The sequence below is a fragment of the Paenibacillus sp. MER 180 genome (assembly GCF_023713665.1).
GTDB lineage: Bacteria > Bacillota > Bacilli > Paenibacillales > Paenibacillaceae > Paenibacillus_B > Paenibacillus_B suaedae.
In genome coordinates this window covers 57,407-72,032 of sequence record NZ_JAMAVT010000020.1, presented here as the reverse complement: position 1 = coordinate 72,032, position 14,626 = coordinate 57,407, and the positions used below count along the sequence as shown (strand labels likewise).

Below are 14,626 nucleotides of genomic sequence, written 5' to 3'. Positions count from 1 at the left end.
AGCCAGCCCTAGTGTACGAAGGAGGTAGGGATTGCGCGGACGGATGATAATTAGTGCTGTGCAATCACATAGATAATGAATATGGATATTACGATGATTATCGTGGGCGTCGTTATTTTCTTGGCGCTTGCCTTTGACTTTATTAACGGCTTCCACGATACGGCGAATGCGATCGCCACGTCGGTGTCAACGAGGGCGCTTCCGCCCCGTGTTGCCATTTTGATGGCCGCTGTGATGAACTTTGCCGGGGCGCTGACCTTTACAGGGGTTGCCAAGACGATAGGCGGCAGTATTGCTGATCCAGCAAAGCTGGAGAATGGCCTTGAAATCGTCATGGCGACGCTGATCGCGGCCATAATATGGAACTTAGTCACTTGGTGGTTCGGGATTCCGTCATCTTCCTCGCATGCGCTTATTGGCGCATTGGCAGGGGCAGTATTCATCGGTGCCGGATCAGATTATTTGAACATGGGCGGATTTAAAAACATCGTTCTCGGTCTTATTATTTCGCCAATTATTGCTTTCGCTGTCGGTTATGTTGTGATGACAATCTTAAAATGGATATTTGGTAACCATAGTCCACATACCGTTAATAAAGGGTTCCGAACCTGTCAAATTATTACGGCTGCTCTGCAATCCTTCACACATGGTACGAATGACGCGCAAAAGGCAATGGGGATTATTACATTTGCACTCGTCACTGCACAACTGCAGACCGAAATGGAAGTACAGCTGTGGGTTAAGCTTGCTGCTGCGACAGCAATGGCACTTGGTACTTCGATTGGCGGCTGGAAGATCATTAAAACGATGGGAACGAAAATCTTCAAAATCGAACCGATTAACGGCTTTGCCGCAGACTTGTCTGCAGCCTCGGTTATTATGTCGGCAACGCTGACGCATTTGCCTATTAGCACTACGCATGCTATTACCTCCGCGATCTTGGGGGTAGGCTCCGCCAAGCGTTTCTCGGCGGTGAAGTGGGGCGTAGCAGGTCGTATTGTAGTGACTTGGTTCATTACGATTCCGATTTGCGCGGTACTTGCGATGATTATTTTCAAGTTCATCGATCTATTCTTTTAAATAGAAGCACACAGAGCCGGCTCTCTCTATGGAGGAGTCGGCTCTTTTGCTGTGTGTAATTACCGGCGACGCGTCTTGGAGGTGCGACGGCGCTGCTTACTTGGAATCGGCGACTTCCCTTTACCTGTTGTACGCTTGCGGCGGCGCCTCCGCGGATTTTTCGTCCAATGATCATCTTCGTCACCGTCTTCTCCGTCTTTCTTTTTGCCTGGAAGGAGTGTGCCCATGAGCAGCTTGGCGACGGGGGCAATTTGGGAAACACTGTTCATCACTTTCTGCACCTTGCCCATCGTCTCGACGATGCCTTCAATTCCGCCCATGCGATCAATGACTTGCTTGATGTCACCGATCGAGAAGCCGCTTTTCTTGGCAGTGGTCTCCTCAACAACCGTGGCAATTGGCGATTCGGCTGCTTGGCTAAATGGAACGATGGCTGTTGTTGTCTCTAACGGTGGCGGTGGAGTGAATGATGGCAAGAAGGGCGCAGGTTCAGGGCTGAAGCTGCGGATATGCGCCTTGTTTTCCTTTTGCTTGGGAAGACTGGGGACGTTCATCAGCTGCGACGGTAAAGGAGCCCTCTCATATTGGCGAGGGTTGTTCATCTCATCACGACCTTTTTGTATAAGTATGGCAGGTTTGCATAGTCTTAACGTACTCCAATCAATATTCTCTAGTGCTTTCTGCATTGGTATGGGATAATATACTGTATGTGATAGGCGAACAACTCGATTGGACGATCGCCCGTAGACGGACGCCCAATCTTTTATGGAAGCGCTCTATTTTCACAGTAATTCACTAACGCATGACAACTGTAATGCTTGAAAAGGTATGTCAAAGGAAGTACAATGAGGGTAACAAGCATTGATGTAGGGGTGGATAAGGTTGCAATTGAAAAAATTGAACGATAAGTCAGTCGACCAGCTGTTTGAGGCGGTTATGACGCTGAAATCAGTGGAAGAGTGTTATATTTTCTTTGATGATCTGTGCACGGTAAATGAGATTCAATCCTTATCCCAGCGGTTGGAGGTTGCTCGTATGTTGGGCAAGGGCTGTACGTACAATCAGATTGAAGCGGAGACCGGAGCAAGTACAGCCACGATTTCGCGTGTGAAGCGTTGTTTGAACTATGGCAATGATGGTTATAAAATGGCATTAGAACGCTTAGGTAAATAATCAGATGAAGCCGGGACTGCTTATCATCAGCCACGGTTCAAGAGATGAATCCTGGGTTACACTGGTAGAGGAAGCCATCGCACAGACGGATTGGCCTGATGGGGTTGCTGTCGTCTCCTCTTACTTGGAATGTCTACCGGAACAAGATATACAATACGGCATTAATACATTGGAAGCGCAAGGGGTGAACCATATTGGGGTCATCCCCTTGTTCGTGTCTGCGGGTAGTACGCATGCCGATGAGATAGCATATGCGCTTGGCGCTAAGCCTGCTCCGCTCTGTGAGACAGACCTGGAGCCATTCCGAGTGCAAGCTCGCGTCTATTATGGCCGTCCGCTTGACGGAGGGAATGTTGTTCCGTTGCAAGCGTGTGCGTCATCTATGCTAGGAGAAGGAATTGAAGAGAACGGGCGAGCTGTCGAATCTTCCTTCTCTGCTCATGTTGAGCAAAGTGGAGATGGGAGTGAAAGTGGCTCTTACTTAGGATTGTCGGCACAGTCTGATCGAAGCTGTTCGATTGCGGATGTGGACAGTCAGGAGGATGTTCTCCTTCAGATGGTGGAGGAGCGGCTGCGTGGACTCGGGGTACGACCAGACTCGGATGCAGTGCTGCTCGTTGCGCACGGCAGTCGATACGAGCCTTTTGCTTCGCGTTGGCATGAGAGCTTACGGCGACTGGAGCGGAAGCTTGTGCTGCGTGGCACGTGTGCAGGAGCCTCACATGCCTTGCTCTGCTGTGAAGATATTGCGGAAGCGGTGAGCCGTTTACAGAGCGTATTGACGCTCGGTCAAGATGAAATCGTCTGGAGCGGCAGGGCGGAACAATTGACTGTTCCACTAGACTCGTTCGGCGGTATGGATGTCTTCGATGGTCATGATGGTGGAGGGCACTCGTGCGGAGAACAGACTGTTGAACGCCGTGTTGCCGTCGTTCCTGTGTTCCTCAGTCGAGGTTATTTCACTTCTCATGTGATTCCACAGCGGCTTGGTGATGTGTCTGCCATGTATGATGGCGAAGCGCTGCTGCCGCACTCCGCCTTGAATAGATGGCTGCAGCAGGAAGCGGTTCGTTTACTGGCTATGATGAAGGGGAATGTATCTCAATAGTTGGTGCCGGGATTGGGATCGTTTGAAAGTCTGCTGACGGATGTTGCTAGGGCGATTATCCCGTCAGTTTCGAACATTTTGAGGAACGATTGTGTTATCATGAGAAGAATAGATTGTATGATGTGACGATGCAGATGGAATTACGTGAGAATGCAGAAAGAATGCCACGATGCATCTTGATACATAAGAATATATGTTGGTGGTTCGGAGTTTTTATAACTGTCCGCAGGGCTGCTGTGAAGTTAGGATGTCTCCAACAAGGCATGATGTGGATATGAAGAAGCTTACTATGGTAGTATGGTTCATAACACAGGTTGTTTTGCTGTTCGAGGCAAAGTGACTAGAACTGGACGATATGGCGAAATGTTGCTGGCAGCTAAGCCTTCGCGAAGAAGGTTGTGAAATCGGTTGAACGTGAATAGATTGTAAATGGGTGAAACATTCATGGTAAAGAGAGCTAGGCTTATTTATAATCCGACATCTGGCCGGGAGGAAGGCAGGAAGCGGCTGGCGGATATATTGCATATGCTGGATGCTGCTGGCATCGAGACGACGACGCATGCGACGGAAGGCGAAGGAGATGCAACGGCTAGTGCGGCAGAAGCAATTGATAACGGCTATGATATGATTATCGCAGCTGGTGGCGATGGTACGCTCAATGAGGTCATTAATGGGATGGCGGACAAGCCGGAACGGCCTCCACTTGGCATTATACCGCTTGGGACGACGAATGACTTCGCACGGGCCTTGGGGATTCCTCGCAATTGGGAGGATGCTTGCTCAATTATTACGCGTCAGACAACTCGGGTTATTGACCTTGGGCAGTCGAATGAGAAGTACTTCATTAATATTGCAGGCGGCGGTTCCTTGACGGAATTGACGTATGAGGTGCCAAGCAAGCTGAAGACGATTATCGGGCAGCTCGCTTATTATATGAAGGGCCTGGAGAAGATGACTCGCCTGCGTCCGACGGAGCTGCGTATTGAGCTGGAAGGCCACGGCGTCTATCATGAAGAATTCATGCTGTTCTTGATTACGAATACGAACTCGGTTGGCGGCTTCGAGAAGTTGGCGCCTGAGGCGCGAATTGATGACGGCTTATTCGATGTCATTATGCTAAAACGCTGCAATCTTGTGGAGTTCGTTCGGGTAGCTAGTATGGCTCTTCGGGGAGAGCATATTAATGATCCGCTCGTCATTCACAAGCAGACGAATCGAGTTACGGTTACATCACCGGATGCAGTTCAGCTTAATCTAGACGGCGAATTCGGCGGTCTATTGCCAGCGACGTTCAAGGTGCTGCCTTCTCATTTGCGCATTTTCGCAGATGATCCAGAGGCTTTGTAAGCTGGAGAGAAGTGCGTATGTACCGAGCTGTTATGGCGATGGAGAATAGAATGATATCGTTCCACGATCAGATGGTGGACGTTCGGCTTGACTTGCTGTCGTTGAGGGCACAGGTCAAGCCGTTTTAATGTTGTTGCCGTGGTGAATGCAGAAATGCAGTTTGATCGGAATACGGGATTCTTTTCGTTAGGAAAAGGTAATTAGAAAGCGTGCAGGCGTGAAGGCGCCGGGTCTTCTTGTTGGCGGGTGGATTATGGTATGATGATGCCATGCTCAACATGCGTAACAGCTGGATACAAAAAGGGTGATGTTTTCGAGACTGTGCAAGGATGCAGAGTCGAGCGTAGTTATTTGTAACGTTTCGGGCTGCTCTCGATCACTGAGAAAGAAATTGTGAATTTCCATCTATGGTTCCTGACAGAAGAGTGAGCATGAAGATGATGGTAGACAGGCAATGCGATGGCATTCAAGATAGATGATTCGTTAACACATAACAGGAGGGCATCAGGGTGAAAGGAAATAAGCAAAGCAAACGGCCGGGGCGTCGAAATGGAGGACAGTCTGCATCTGCGACGCGTTCACAGGAAACGGTGGGTGGACGCGCGGCACATGCACGCGTGCATAATACTCCGGTACAGAAAAACGACGAGGTCGTGCTGGATATTATCGGCTTGACGCATGATGGCGAAGGAGTAGGTCGTGCAGACGGCTTCACACTGTTCGTACAAGGGGCATTGCCGGGTGAGCAAGTTCGTGCACTTGTGCTGAAGGTGAAGAAGCAGTACGGATATGCGAAGGTGCTGGAGCGCCTTGTTGACAGCCCACATCGCGTGGAGTTGGAGCATCCGGCGAATGCATATGGCGGCTGCCAGCTGCAACATATGGCGTACAGTGAGCAGCTGGTATGGAAGCGGCAGCATGTCGTGGACGTACTTGAGCGGATTGGGAAGTTCCAAGTGGAACAAGCGGATGGCAAAGCAGCTGTAGCTGAAGATGCTGCGCAGGAGCAGCCGATCAAGGTATGGCCAACGATCGGAATGGAGCAGCCTTGGCGTTATCGGAACAAGAGCCAAATGCCAATCGGCAAAAATGAGCGCACAGGCGAGTTAATCGGCGGTTACTTTGCGAAGGCGAGCCATCGGATCGTTGATACGGATACGAGCCTGATCCAGCACGAAGTGAATGACGACGCGATGCGTGCCGTGAAGCAGGTTGTACGGAAATACGGCATTGAACCGTATAATGAGGAGCAGCATACAGGCTTACTGCGCCATGTGATGATGCGTGTCGGCTTCCGCACGAATGAGTTGATGATCACTTTCGTGACGAACGGGGACAATCTGCCGCATCAGGAGAAGATCGCAGCGGAGCTTACTGAGGCTTTGCCACAGTTGAAGAGCGTCTGCCAGAGCATTAATACGAAGCGCACGAACGTTATTATGGGAGATAAGACCCGCGTATTGTGGGGCTCGGAATATATTACGGATTATATTGGAGATATCGCGTTCAAAATCTCCGCGCGTTCCTTCTACCAAGTAAATCCGGTGCAGACGGAAGTGCTGTATGAAAAGGCTGTAGAATATGCTGGCCTGACAGGGGAAGAGACGGTCATTGATGCGTATTGCGGCATCGGGACGATCTCGCTGTTCCTTGCACGGCGCGCGAAGCGGGTACTCGGCGTCGAGATCGTTGAGGAAGCGATCGCCGATGCGCGCCGCAATGCAGAACTGAATGGCGTGACAAACGCAGAATTCGCCGTTGGCGCAGCAGAAGACGTTATTCCTCGCTGGAAGGAGCAGGGTGTGACGCCTGATGTCATCGTCGTCGATCCGCCGCGCAAGGGTTGCGATCCTGCATTGCTCGACACGATGCTCGCCATGCAACCAGAGCGCATCGTATACGTGTCCTGCAGTCCGTCGACGCTGGCTCGCGATTTGCAAGTGCTGGCGGGTGGAGGCTACCGCGTCGTTGAGGTACAGCCGGTGGACATGTTCCCGCAGACTACGCATGTGGAGTGTGTTTCACTGCTAGTTTTAGAAGAAGGTTGAGTGGATTATAACCCCTCAACCATGGCAAACTTATAATAAATCTTGATGCTTTTATCTTCTTTGACTTCAATCTTTTCAACGAAGCGTAAAAGAGTCTCTGTAGTCAAAGTATCGAAAGCCACTGCTTTTTTAAATTGTTCTTTGATGGAGAAAAGTTTACTCGCTGAGTAGCTTTCCTCCATCTTTTTTTGAAGTTGGCTTTTTTCGACTTCTAAATGCAGCAACTTGTCTTCAATATCTGTAACCAAACAGTCATAGTCGTCCTTGGTAATAGCATCACTGACAAACTTCTGTAAAGCATTTTTCTTTATATCCATTTGCTTTTGTATTTGTTTATCAATGGCTTGTAGCTGTTTTGTTATTTTTTTTGGTTAGCGTTTATTCTTTGTTTGACCTTGGCATCCAGATCAGGTAGGTTCAGTTTGTCGTACATCGCTTTTAAGTCGCTTAGAATGACTTCTGTGAGGTTTTGTTCCTTAACTGCGTGATTGGTACAAGCGATGTTCCCGTGCCTTGCATAGGTGCCACAAATGTATCCTTTTCGGTTTGAGCGATACCACATACCCTTTCCACAATCAGAGCAATAAGCAATATTAGTAAAAAGGTGTTTTTGCGCTTTAGTTCCGCCATGCCCCCTTCTTGCTCTCATTGCAAGTAGGTGTTTTGCTTCCTCAAATATTTTTCTCAAAATAATTGGTTCATGGGTATTTTGGACAACAACCCAATCCTCTTCTTTTAAAAACACCCTTTTTTTATTTGTGACATTCAAAGTTGCCTCTCTACCTTGAACCAGATCACCAACATAGTGTGGGTTTTGTAAAATCTTCTTAACTGATGTACCTTGCCAATACAGACTAGCATTTGACTTGCCGATGACTTGTGAGGGGGTGGGCAGTCGCGGAAGCGTGCACTTTTTTTTGCACGGCTAATGTTGTGCTTTCTTTTTGCATTTTTGCTATTGACTTCGCATAGTTGGTCTTATACTGTACGATGCACTATTCAAATTGTTAGCTTTATAATCCGAGTCTGGCACCTACTTCTGCATACTCTATATCTTTTCTTTCTGCATTCCAATTACCCCCTGTTTGTCCGTCCCATATCGCTCCTGTTTCAACGAAACCGACAGACGCAAACAACTTCCGGACGGCTTCGTTTACCATCCAATATGATGTAGCAACTGCATCGGCTTTTCCTTGTGGAAACGACTTTATGTAATCAATAACTTTCATCATTGCTTGTTTGCCAAATCCTTTGCCTTGATGCTTTTTATCAATCATAAAGCGATTAAGTCCATAAGTAGATTTATCTCCATATTTTTCACATAAAAATGCACTTTCCGCCAGTTCGAAAAATCCAATATCGACATATCCTATGACTTCATCATTGTTGCATATAGCGAAGATCATAGGAGGTTTTTCGTCGTTGAGTATCTTTACATAGGCTTTAGCCAAACAATATATGCTGGAATCCACATTTCCTTTCTGCTCGTCTGTTATGCTTAACTTCAACACTGCCTCAAAATTATCGTGGGTAATTTTTCTTAATTCAATCATTTTTCTTCCCTACTTCCGAAAATATAAATTCGCTGCATCTGCCCGTAACGCCGTTCCCGTCCCCAAGGGCAAGGGCGAAGCGCAGCGCCGACAGGCGGCGCGTCCTGTCCGGCTGCTGCCCGCCCGATGCCATGCGGAACGCTAGGCGATGGGGCGGCTGCCGGACAGCGTTCCCCGTCCTCCGTGCCTTAACGACACCAGTATAGTATAAAAACCCGGATATTTCCACATTATGATGATATAATCATACTGCTTGGTACAGGACTTCGTATTTCCGAGTTGTGCGGATTGACAGATGCAGATATAGATTTAGAAAACAGAATTATTGATGTAAACCATCAGTTGTTATACTGCACAGGAACTGGATACTACATTGATGAACCAAAAACAAAGAGTGGTTTCCGACGAATTAAGATGACAGAGGAAGTCTATCAAGCCTTTAGACGTATAATGGATAGGCGCAGATTTACAAAGACTGTCACCATAGATGGCTACAGCAACTTCATATTCGTTACTCGAAACGGCAATCCGAAAATCGGTATAGATTACAATAGTGTGTTCCGAGGACTTGTAAAGAAGTACAACAAGGATAATGATAATGAAGTAGCATTGCCAAAGGTAGTGACACCACATACCCTAAGACATACATTCTGCACCGATAAAGCCAATGAAGGCATGAATCCAAAAGCATTGCAATACATCATGGGACACTCCAACATTACAATGACCCTCAACTATTACGCACACGCAACATTCGATTCTGCAAGTGCAGAAATGGAACGATTGGAAAAAAGAAAGCAACAAGAACAGCAGCTCGCTGCTTGATATAAAATGTATCTTGCTTGGTAGTACAAAACGAATTTACTACTTTTTTACTACCTTTCAAGACAAAAATATAAAAATTTCTAAGAGCATTTAAGAACATCTCCCAAAACAGAAAATGCCGAAGTGCCTGCATAGGCAGGCTTTAACGGCATTTAAGGAATTATAAAAAGATATTAAAAAACTAACTTGAGATTAGACAAACACTAAAGGTAAAAGCGCAAAAAGATAGATTAGGTTCAGCTATTGTTTCATTAATCACAGGGATTTTTTCAATTTTATTTATATTTCTTGGATTTTTGGTAGGGGAGGCGGAGGCAGGAATACCTTTTCTTATCTTGGCATTTATCTTATCAATTACTGGACTGATATTGGGTATTAGAGCAAGGAAGTCATCTAGTGGTAGAGGATTGGCAATTGCGGGGATTACATTAACAGTTGTACCATTTATCTTATCTATTATCATGGTAGCCCTAACAGTCATTACAATGTTCTTACTCTTTTAAAAGACTATTTTAATTTACATAGTTTACAGTTGGTGCACTTGCCCTTCGCTCCGCTACGGTCAAGATGCACAGGTGTTCGTTAATCCGATACCCGTATTTAGATGAGTGGCTTTGCTGGTGAGGAATGGCACAGATAGCTGAGAATGCAGTAGTGGAGCGGTTTTGGAGAGTAATACAGATTAGAAAATCCCTGAGTTGATTGAATTGGTAAGTCGATTAGTCGTTGCTGTGCTCATCAAGGGAAAAACTCCTTTTACAACCACTACCAGTACGTTATAATTCAATTATCAGACAGCATGATCGGCTTATCAAAAGATAGATATTGGAGGTATGGTCATGGTCAATCGCAAAAGAAAAATGATTTCCGCAGCCCTCAGCACAGCACTAGTCGTGACTATGTTGCTTACAGCCAGCACAGTCGATGCCCAAAGTACTCAGCCGGCGAAGACAGCAGGGGAAAAAAAGGTTGAAGTTATTAAATAGTGATTGTTAATGACATACTATCTATGAAGACAACATGGAGTCTTACAATTGTGATGCGATCCAGTAAAGGCTGTTCATTTGAATGACAAATAACCAAAAGAGAAACGGCTGTTGTCCTTGTTAGAAAGGGTTTCAGCGTTTCTGTTACTGTTTACTCCACACATGTGGAGTCGGTTGCTTTGCTCTTTGCTACAAAGACAATAAGGCTGGAAATCCTTAATTCCAAGTACTAGTGTGGGAACGCAAATAAAATATTGATTTAAAAAGGTGCTATTTAAAAATAGTACCTTTTTAATTTTTGACGTTCACGGAAATGAAGAGAACCGAAATTGATCTCCCCATTATCGTTGCGCTATGCGCTTCACTCAGCTATAGAGGGGGAATTGTTTCGGAAAACGGTCTTGAAAGTTAAATGTCGGCTATTGTTGGTTTCCTATTAGCGAAGTAAGGGGGTTTTCCGAAATAAAACTAGAAAAACATCTAAGTGGCTTTTAGAAACTAAGGAGGTAATGTTATGGAAAAGGACTTGTTGGAACAGCTAAACCTCTGGCATGAAGAGGATGAATTTGAAAAAATAGTAGATAAGATTGCGGAAATTCCCGAACAGGACAGAGACTATGATATAGTTGGCTATTTGGCGAGAGCATTAAACAATTTAAAACGTTACGATGAAGCATTACAGCAACTTTCGACGATCAAAACGCAAGGCGAGAATGACTTTCTTTGGCATTTTCGTGTAGGGTATGCCTACTACTACCTATCGCAATATGAGGACGCAGTAGCGGCATTCGAAATTGCGAATAAACTTGATCCCGAAGATGAAGATACTTCGACGTTATTGACATGGAGCCGTCGCGAGGTTGGCCTAACAGACCATCAAGAGAAATCTGAGACAGTGCAGCCAAACGCAATTGATTCGGAGAAGAATGATATTAAGGCGAATGAGAGGCTTGAACAGGAAAAGGATTTTGGTTTTGCCCAGGTGTACGCTGTGGAGTTAAAATACAAGCAGCCGCCGAAGCTGGATCGAAACATGCTTTACGAGAAGATGGAACTTTATACGGGTAAGGTTGATCGCGGAGAACATCATTCGGATGCCGCGGGACTTGCAGTGTGGGAGGCGAATAGTCAGGAAGATCAGAATTTGCTGCATTTTTTCCATCTGAATTATATGGTTGAATATTCTCAAGGCGAAATGCCGGCACAAACCAGCCTAATGGATACAGAAAGCCGCCCGGTTACGGACTACGAGTCGGCCTTACAGCAGTCCTGGCATTGGCGGGAAGCTGCTGAAGTCGTGAGTGATTGCGAGCACTCGCTGCTGTTGATCGACATGATGGCATCGGGACTCGCTCCCAAATCGCGGCTGCAGCTGTTCACCGGCTCGCTGCAGGCGGTGCTGGAAACGGCGCCTTGCGACGCCATCTATTTCCGGGAAAGCGACAAGCTCGTTGAACCTAGCGCTTATCTGGCGGCGATTGAAGCAGGAGAACTGTTATATGGTGCGCTGAACATTCGTTTTTATAATGTTGAAGGCACAGGCAGCGGCCGCCCTGAAGGTCTGATGGATTCATTGGGACTCGCCGCGCTTGGCATTCCGGATGTTCAGTGTCATTATTACGATCTGGAGCCTGATGAAGTAGCCGGAAACTTGCTTAATATCGCCTATTATTTATTCGACCGCGGGGACGTTATTGTCGACGGGGAAACAGTTGGTTTCACCGAAGAGATGCGCTGGCGCTGCGAGCACCAATACGGGCTGGCCGCACCGCACCGGGTTGTTATCGATCTAGATCCGGGAGAACCTTATTATGCCGGCAGTCAAGGGAATACACAGAACCATTCATAAGGAACTAATTTTACTCCACTTATTAATGATGCATGGAATGATGAGATTAAGTTTGTTTAGAGGGCTTGCTCATTCAGCTTTAGATGACATAAATATGTTTTGCAAATAATCACGCTTCAGAGATCACATCTGAGGCGTTTTTTTATATCCCTGTTATTTATTTTACCGTTATATTTCCGGAAGTTGTTTGGAGATGTACATTAAATGAGCCATTCCCCGTCTGTCCCTGTGTCTTTCTGTTATTTTGTTGAGAATTATTCAAAGGAATACCCATAGCTCGTCTGCCACTACCCGATTGCAAAAGCCAGTTTATGTTGGAGTCCTTGTCTTCCAGATTTAAAAGGATGCTGCCGCTTTTGACAGAAATATTGATGTCACTATTTATTTTTAAATAGTCAAGCGATACATTTCCACTACTTCCTTGGATATCGAGTTTCTGTGTGCTCAGATTGATTATCTTTACATTACCGGAAGAACCGTCTAACGTTACTTTTCTCTCATAATTGTTTGGAATACGAACGGATAGCTGAGGCATTTTTCCGATATTTACGATGTTTCTAATATCACTCTTAAGCCGAATTTTGATGTTGTCTTTTTCCTTATCTATAACAATTTCAGGTCCATTACTAATTGCTTCAAGTGACTCTATATCTGCTGATTCTACTATTAATGTTGTGCTGCCGTGGTCAATATGGATGTTTTCTATCCCCTTTAATGACACAGCGTGTGCAGCATTTTCTTGGTAAGAACTACAGGCACTAAGAAAAAGCATCCCCACCAAAAGTAAACCAATGCAATATTTTTTCATTTTCTCACCTCATCACTATTCTTCATGATTGTGAACTGATTATATAAGATTACGTTGCGTCAACATCAAGTTAACTTGTGCAATCAAAGAATTTTCTAATGAAAACACTTGAAAGTGACGTTGCGTCATTTTGTATAATCAAGCCAATGGGTAAGCTCTTCATCACTTATGTTGTTAAGTCGGCTAAGGGGAAGAGGAGATTTATTATAAAAGGGGAGAGTAGATATGAAACAAGGAGACATCATTATTTATGCATGTGTAATTATAGGAGCAGGAATTGGACTTATGATTGATCAAGCATTTCCAGGCGTATTAGTCGGTCTAGGATTAGGATATTTAATCAAACATGGTTTATATAAAGATCAAGAAAATTGATCTTATCTGAATTGTCGGAGGTGTCTGTAATTGATACATATTAAAGAAGTTGCAAAAAAAACGAATATCACGGTCAGAACACTTCGGTACTATGATCAGATCGGATTATTGGCGGCACCGTCCAAAACAGAAGGGGGCCATCGTCTGTATTCAGAAGAGGAACTGAAGAAGCTTCAATACATCCAATTTCTAAAAGGAATTGGTTACAAGTTGCAAGAGATTAAAAGTATGTTATACGACTCTAAATGGAATTGGACGAACAGTTTGAAAAACCAATTAGCCTATATCCTTGAAGAGCAAGAAAGATTAAGGAGTATAGAGTCGTCACTTCGGGAATTGATAACCGGGATTGCGGTTGAAGACGGGGATGAACGGCTTGCGATACAGAAACTTATTCAGTTATCGAATCAACATAAAAAAAGATTGCCGACCATCAAGGAAAACATGTTTAACGATAAGGAAATGAAGCTTTGGACAAAGCTCCCAAAAATGAGTGGAGAAGACCCTGATTCTATGGAGTGGATTGCATTGCTAGGTCAGATAAAACGATATACGAAAGATGATCCTGCTTCATCACGAGTGCAAAACATAATACGGCGTATGATAGAAAAACAACTGGAAGAATTCAAAGGAGAAGACGAGTTTGTGAATAAACTATGGGATCTGAGGAAATCCCCAGAGCAATCTGAGAGTCTCGGACTGTATCCTATAGACAAGGAAGTTCTTGATTTTATGGAACGAGCCTATGGCATTCATATTTCTTCCATACAGAACTCTTCCATAGAGCAAGGAGGAGAATCGTGACTCTTGAACTCCTTTCTATGATAGGGGGATTAGCCTTATTAGACACGCTTAGCCCTGCAACATTGGGAGTAACCGTATATTTGCTGTTGACTGAAAAAGAGCGATTAGGTTCACGCTTAATGATTTATTTATTGACGGTCGCAGTCATTTATTTTTCAGTAGGCGTTGCTTTCATGTTAGGTCTGGATGCGTTTCTGGCTAGTTTCTCTTCCATTTTTCAAAATCGGATTGTAAGTTGGGCTATGCTGATTATTGGGGGAATTCTGTTTATAGCCAGCTTCTACTACCCAAAGAGTAAAAAGTCGGAATTGCCAAGGCCGAAGTCAAAAAGCAAGACATCCATGATTGCACTCGGTTTCACGACATCTTTGATTGAGGTAGGTGCAGCATTTCCGTATTTTGCTGCGATTGGTCTTATGAATACCTCAAATTTAACTGTTTTTCAGTGGCTCCCAATTATGGTAGGTTATAATTTTATAATGGTTCTCCCGCCATTAATCCTATTTACATTGCATTTATTATTAGGGCGAGTGATGAAAAGACCATTAGAAAGGCTTCAAATCAAGCTTTCGAAGCATTCGGGATCGGCTGTTTCGTGGGTCATGTGTATCGTGGGGGCGATTATGATTTTTTATAGTTTGGATTATCTGTAGAGAGTTTTATAAACCGT

At 45.2% G+C, this 14,626-nt stretch carries 17 protein-coding genes and 1 pseudogene; 11 read left to right on the top strand and 7 right to left on the bottom strand.

Features of this window, described 5'->3' with window-relative positions; all coding sequences use genetic code 11:
* Positions 1 to 81 precede the first annotated feature (81 nt).
* Positions 82 to 1,080, top strand: a complete 999-nt coding sequence (locus tag M3661_RS24785; protein WP_065294059.1) for an inorganic phosphate transporter — start codon at positions 82 to 84, stop codon at positions 1,078 to 1,080.
* A gap of 59 nt (positions 1,081 to 1,139) precedes the next feature.
* Here the strand turns inward: M3661_RS24785 and M3661_RS24780 are convergent, their stop codons facing one another.
* Positions 1,140 to 1,766, bottom strand: a complete 627-nt coding sequence (locus M3661_RS24780; RefSeq protein ID WP_251489476.1) for a hypothetical protein — start codon at positions 1,764 to 1,766, stop codon at positions 1,140 to 1,142.
* Positions 1,767 to 1,962: 196 nt separating this feature from the next.
* Between M3661_RS24780 and M3661_RS24775 the strand changes: the two genes are divergently transcribed.
* From M3661_RS24775 to rlmD, 4 genes are all read left to right on the top strand, one after another.
* Complete coding sequence (locus M3661_RS24775; RefSeq protein ID WP_021254972.1) at positions 1,963 to 2,253, top strand: YerC/YecD family TrpR-related protein; 291 nt, start codon at positions 1,963 to 1,965, stop codon at positions 2,251 to 2,253.
* A gap of 4 nt (positions 2,254 to 2,257) precedes the next feature.
* Positions 2,258 to 3,361: a sirohydrochlorin chelatase gene (locus M3661_RS24770; RefSeq protein ID WP_251489474.1), complete on the top strand. Its 1,104-nt coding sequence runs from the start codon at positions 2,258 to 2,260 to the stop codon at positions 3,359 to 3,361.
* Positions 3,362 to 3,805: 444 nt separating this feature from the next.
* Positions 3,806 to 4,708, top strand: a complete 903-nt coding sequence (locus M3661_RS24765) for a diacylglycerol kinase (RefSeq protein ID WP_251489472.1) — start codon at positions 3,806 to 3,808, stop codon at positions 4,706 to 4,708.
* A gap of 509 nt (positions 4,709 to 5,217) precedes the next feature.
* Complete coding sequence (rlmD, locus tag M3661_RS24760; protein WP_251489470.1) at positions 5,218 to 6,756, top strand: 23S rRNA (uracil(1939)-C(5))-methyltransferase RlmD; 1,539 nt, start codon at positions 5,218 to 5,220, stop codon at positions 6,754 to 6,756.
* A 5-nt stretch (positions 6,757 to 6,761) separates the two neighbouring features.
* On the opposite strand, the gene M3661_RS24755 is transcribed toward rlmD, so the two are convergent.
* From M3661_RS24755 to M3661_RS24740, 4 genes are all read right to left on the bottom strand, one after another.
* Positions 6,762 to 7,073, bottom strand: a complete 312-nt coding sequence (locus M3661_RS24755; RefSeq protein ID WP_021258322.1) for a DUF4368 domain-containing protein — start codon at positions 7,071 to 7,073, stop codon at positions 6,762 to 6,764.
* A 41-nt stretch (positions 7,074 to 7,114) separates the two neighbouring features.
* Positions 7,115 to 7,579, bottom strand: coding sequence for a recombinase family protein (locus M3661_RS24750; protein WP_251489522.1), 465 nt, complete (start codon positions 7,577 to 7,579; stop codon positions 7,115 to 7,117).
* A gap of 190 nt (positions 7,580 to 7,769) precedes the next feature.
* The gene (locus tag M3661_RS24745) at positions 7,770 to 8,309 is read right to left on the bottom strand and encodes a GNAT family N-acetyltransferase (protein ID WP_021254967.1); all 540 of its coding nucleotides are present in this window, start codon (positions 8,307 to 8,309) and stop codon (positions 7,770 to 7,772) included.
* The gene (locus M3661_RS24740) at positions 8,302 to 8,538 is read right to left on the bottom strand and encodes a hypothetical protein (RefSeq protein WP_152523761.1); all 237 of its coding nucleotides are present in this window, start codon (positions 8,536 to 8,538) and stop codon (positions 8,302 to 8,304) included. Before M3661_RS24740 ends, M3661_RS24745 begins: the two co-directional genes overlap by 8 nt.
* Between M3661_RS24740 and M3661_RS24735 the strand changes: the two are divergent.
* Positions 8,538 to 9,134: pseudogene (locus tag M3661_RS24735) on the top strand (site-specific integrase); the annotation flags it as partial. The gene M3661_RS24740 and the pseudogene M3661_RS24735 sit on opposite strands and share 1 nt — an antisense overlap.
* A 181-nt stretch (positions 9,135 to 9,315) precedes the next feature.
* Here M3661_RS24735 and M3661_RS24730 read toward each other — a convergent pair.
* Positions 9,316 to 9,615, bottom strand: coding sequence for a hypothetical protein (locus tag M3661_RS24730; protein WP_251489468.1), 300 nt, complete (start codon positions 9,613 to 9,615; stop codon positions 9,316 to 9,318).
* A 358-nt stretch (positions 9,616 to 9,973) separates the two neighbouring features.
* On the opposite strand from M3661_RS24730, the gene M3661_RS24725 reads away from it, so the two are divergent.
* Positions 9,974 to 10,120 (top strand): hypothetical protein, encoded by a 147-nt coding sequence (locus M3661_RS24725; protein ID WP_185929588.1) that lies wholly within the window; start codon positions 9,974 to 9,976, stop codon positions 10,118 to 10,120.
* A gap of 514 nt (positions 10,121 to 10,634) precedes the next feature.
* Entirely contained in the window at positions 10,635 to 11,969 is a 1,335-nt protein-coding gene (locus M3661_RS24720; protein ID WP_311279632.1) for a DUF4261 domain-containing protein, read from the top strand.
* A 157-nt stretch (positions 11,970 to 12,126) separates the two neighbouring features.
* On the opposite strand, the gene M3661_RS24715 is transcribed toward M3661_RS24720, so the two are convergent.
* Positions 12,127 to 12,777 (bottom strand): DUF4097 family beta strand repeat-containing protein, encoded by a 651-nt coding sequence (locus M3661_RS24715; RefSeq protein WP_251489466.1) that lies wholly within the window; start codon positions 12,775 to 12,777, stop codon positions 12,127 to 12,129.
* Positions 12,778 to 13,002: 225 nt separating this feature from the next.
* On the opposite strand from M3661_RS24715, the gene M3661_RS24710 reads away from it, so the two are divergent.
* The 3 genes from M3661_RS24710 to M3661_RS24700 are packed head-to-tail and all read left to right on the top strand — an operon-like array spanning position 13,003 to position 14,609.
* Complete coding sequence (locus M3661_RS24710) at positions 13,003 to 13,152, top strand: hypothetical protein (RefSeq protein WP_021254963.1); 150 nt, start codon at positions 13,003 to 13,005, stop codon at positions 13,150 to 13,152.
* Between the two features lie 30 nt (positions 13,153 to 13,182).
* Positions 13,183 to 13,956 carry a MerR family transcriptional regulator gene (locus tag M3661_RS24705; RefSeq protein WP_065292873.1) on the top strand — a complete coding sequence of 258 codons (774 nt, stop codon included), beginning with the start codon at positions 13,183 to 13,185 and terminating at the stop codon, positions 13,954 to 13,956.
* 17 nt (positions 13,957 to 13,973) lie between these two features.
* The gene (locus M3661_RS24700; protein ID WP_036591706.1) at positions 13,974 to 14,609 is read left to right on the top strand and encodes a GAP family protein; all 636 of its coding nucleotides are present in this window, start codon (positions 13,974 to 13,976) and stop codon (positions 14,607 to 14,609) included.
* Positions 14,610 to 14,626 lie beyond the last annotated feature (17 nt).

Coding starts and splice junctions, on each gene's coding strand:
- M3661_RS24785 (WP_065294059.1), top strand. CDS start 82: ATGGATATTACGATGATTATCGTGGGCGTCGTTATTTTCTTGGCGCTT.
- M3661_RS24780 (WP_251489476.1), bottom strand. CDS start 1,766: ATGCAGAAAGCACTAGAGAATATTGATTGGAGTACGTTAAGACTATGC.
- M3661_RS24770 (WP_251489474.1), top strand. CDS start 2,258: ATGAAGCCGGGACTGCTTATCATCAGCCACGGTTCAAGAGATGAATCC.
- M3661_RS24765 (WP_251489472.1), top strand. CDS start 3,806: ATGGTAAAGAGAGCTAGGCTTATTTATAATCCGACATCTGGCCGGGAG.
- M3661_RS24755 (WP_021258322.1), bottom strand. CDS start 7,073: ATGGATATAAAGAAAAATGCTTTACAGAAGTTTGTCAGTGATGCTATT.
- M3661_RS24745 (WP_021254967.1), bottom strand. CDS start 8,309: ATGATTGAATTAAGAAAAATTACCCACGATAATTTTGAGGCAGTGTTG.
- M3661_RS24730 (WP_251489468.1), bottom strand. CDS start 9,615: ATGACTGTTAGGGCTACCATGATAATAGATAAGATAAATGGTACAACT.
- M3661_RS24725 (WP_185929588.1), top strand. CDS start 9,974: ATGGTCAATCGCAAAAGAAAAATGATTTCCGCAGCCCTCAGCACAGCA.
- M3661_RS24720 (WP_311279632.1), top strand. CDS start 10,635: ATGGAAAAGGACTTGTTGGAACAGCTAAACCTCTGGCATGAAGAGGAT.
- M3661_RS24715 (WP_251489466.1), bottom strand. CDS start 12,777: ATGAAAAAATATTGCATTGGTTTACTTTTGGTGGGGATGCTTTTTCTT.
- M3661_RS24710 (WP_021254963.1), top strand. CDS start 13,003: ATGAAACAAGGAGACATCATTATTTATGCATGTGTAATTATAGGAGCA.
- M3661_RS24700 (WP_036591706.1), top strand. CDS start 13,974: ATGATAGGGGGATTAGCCTTATTAGACACGCTTAGCCCTGCAACATTG.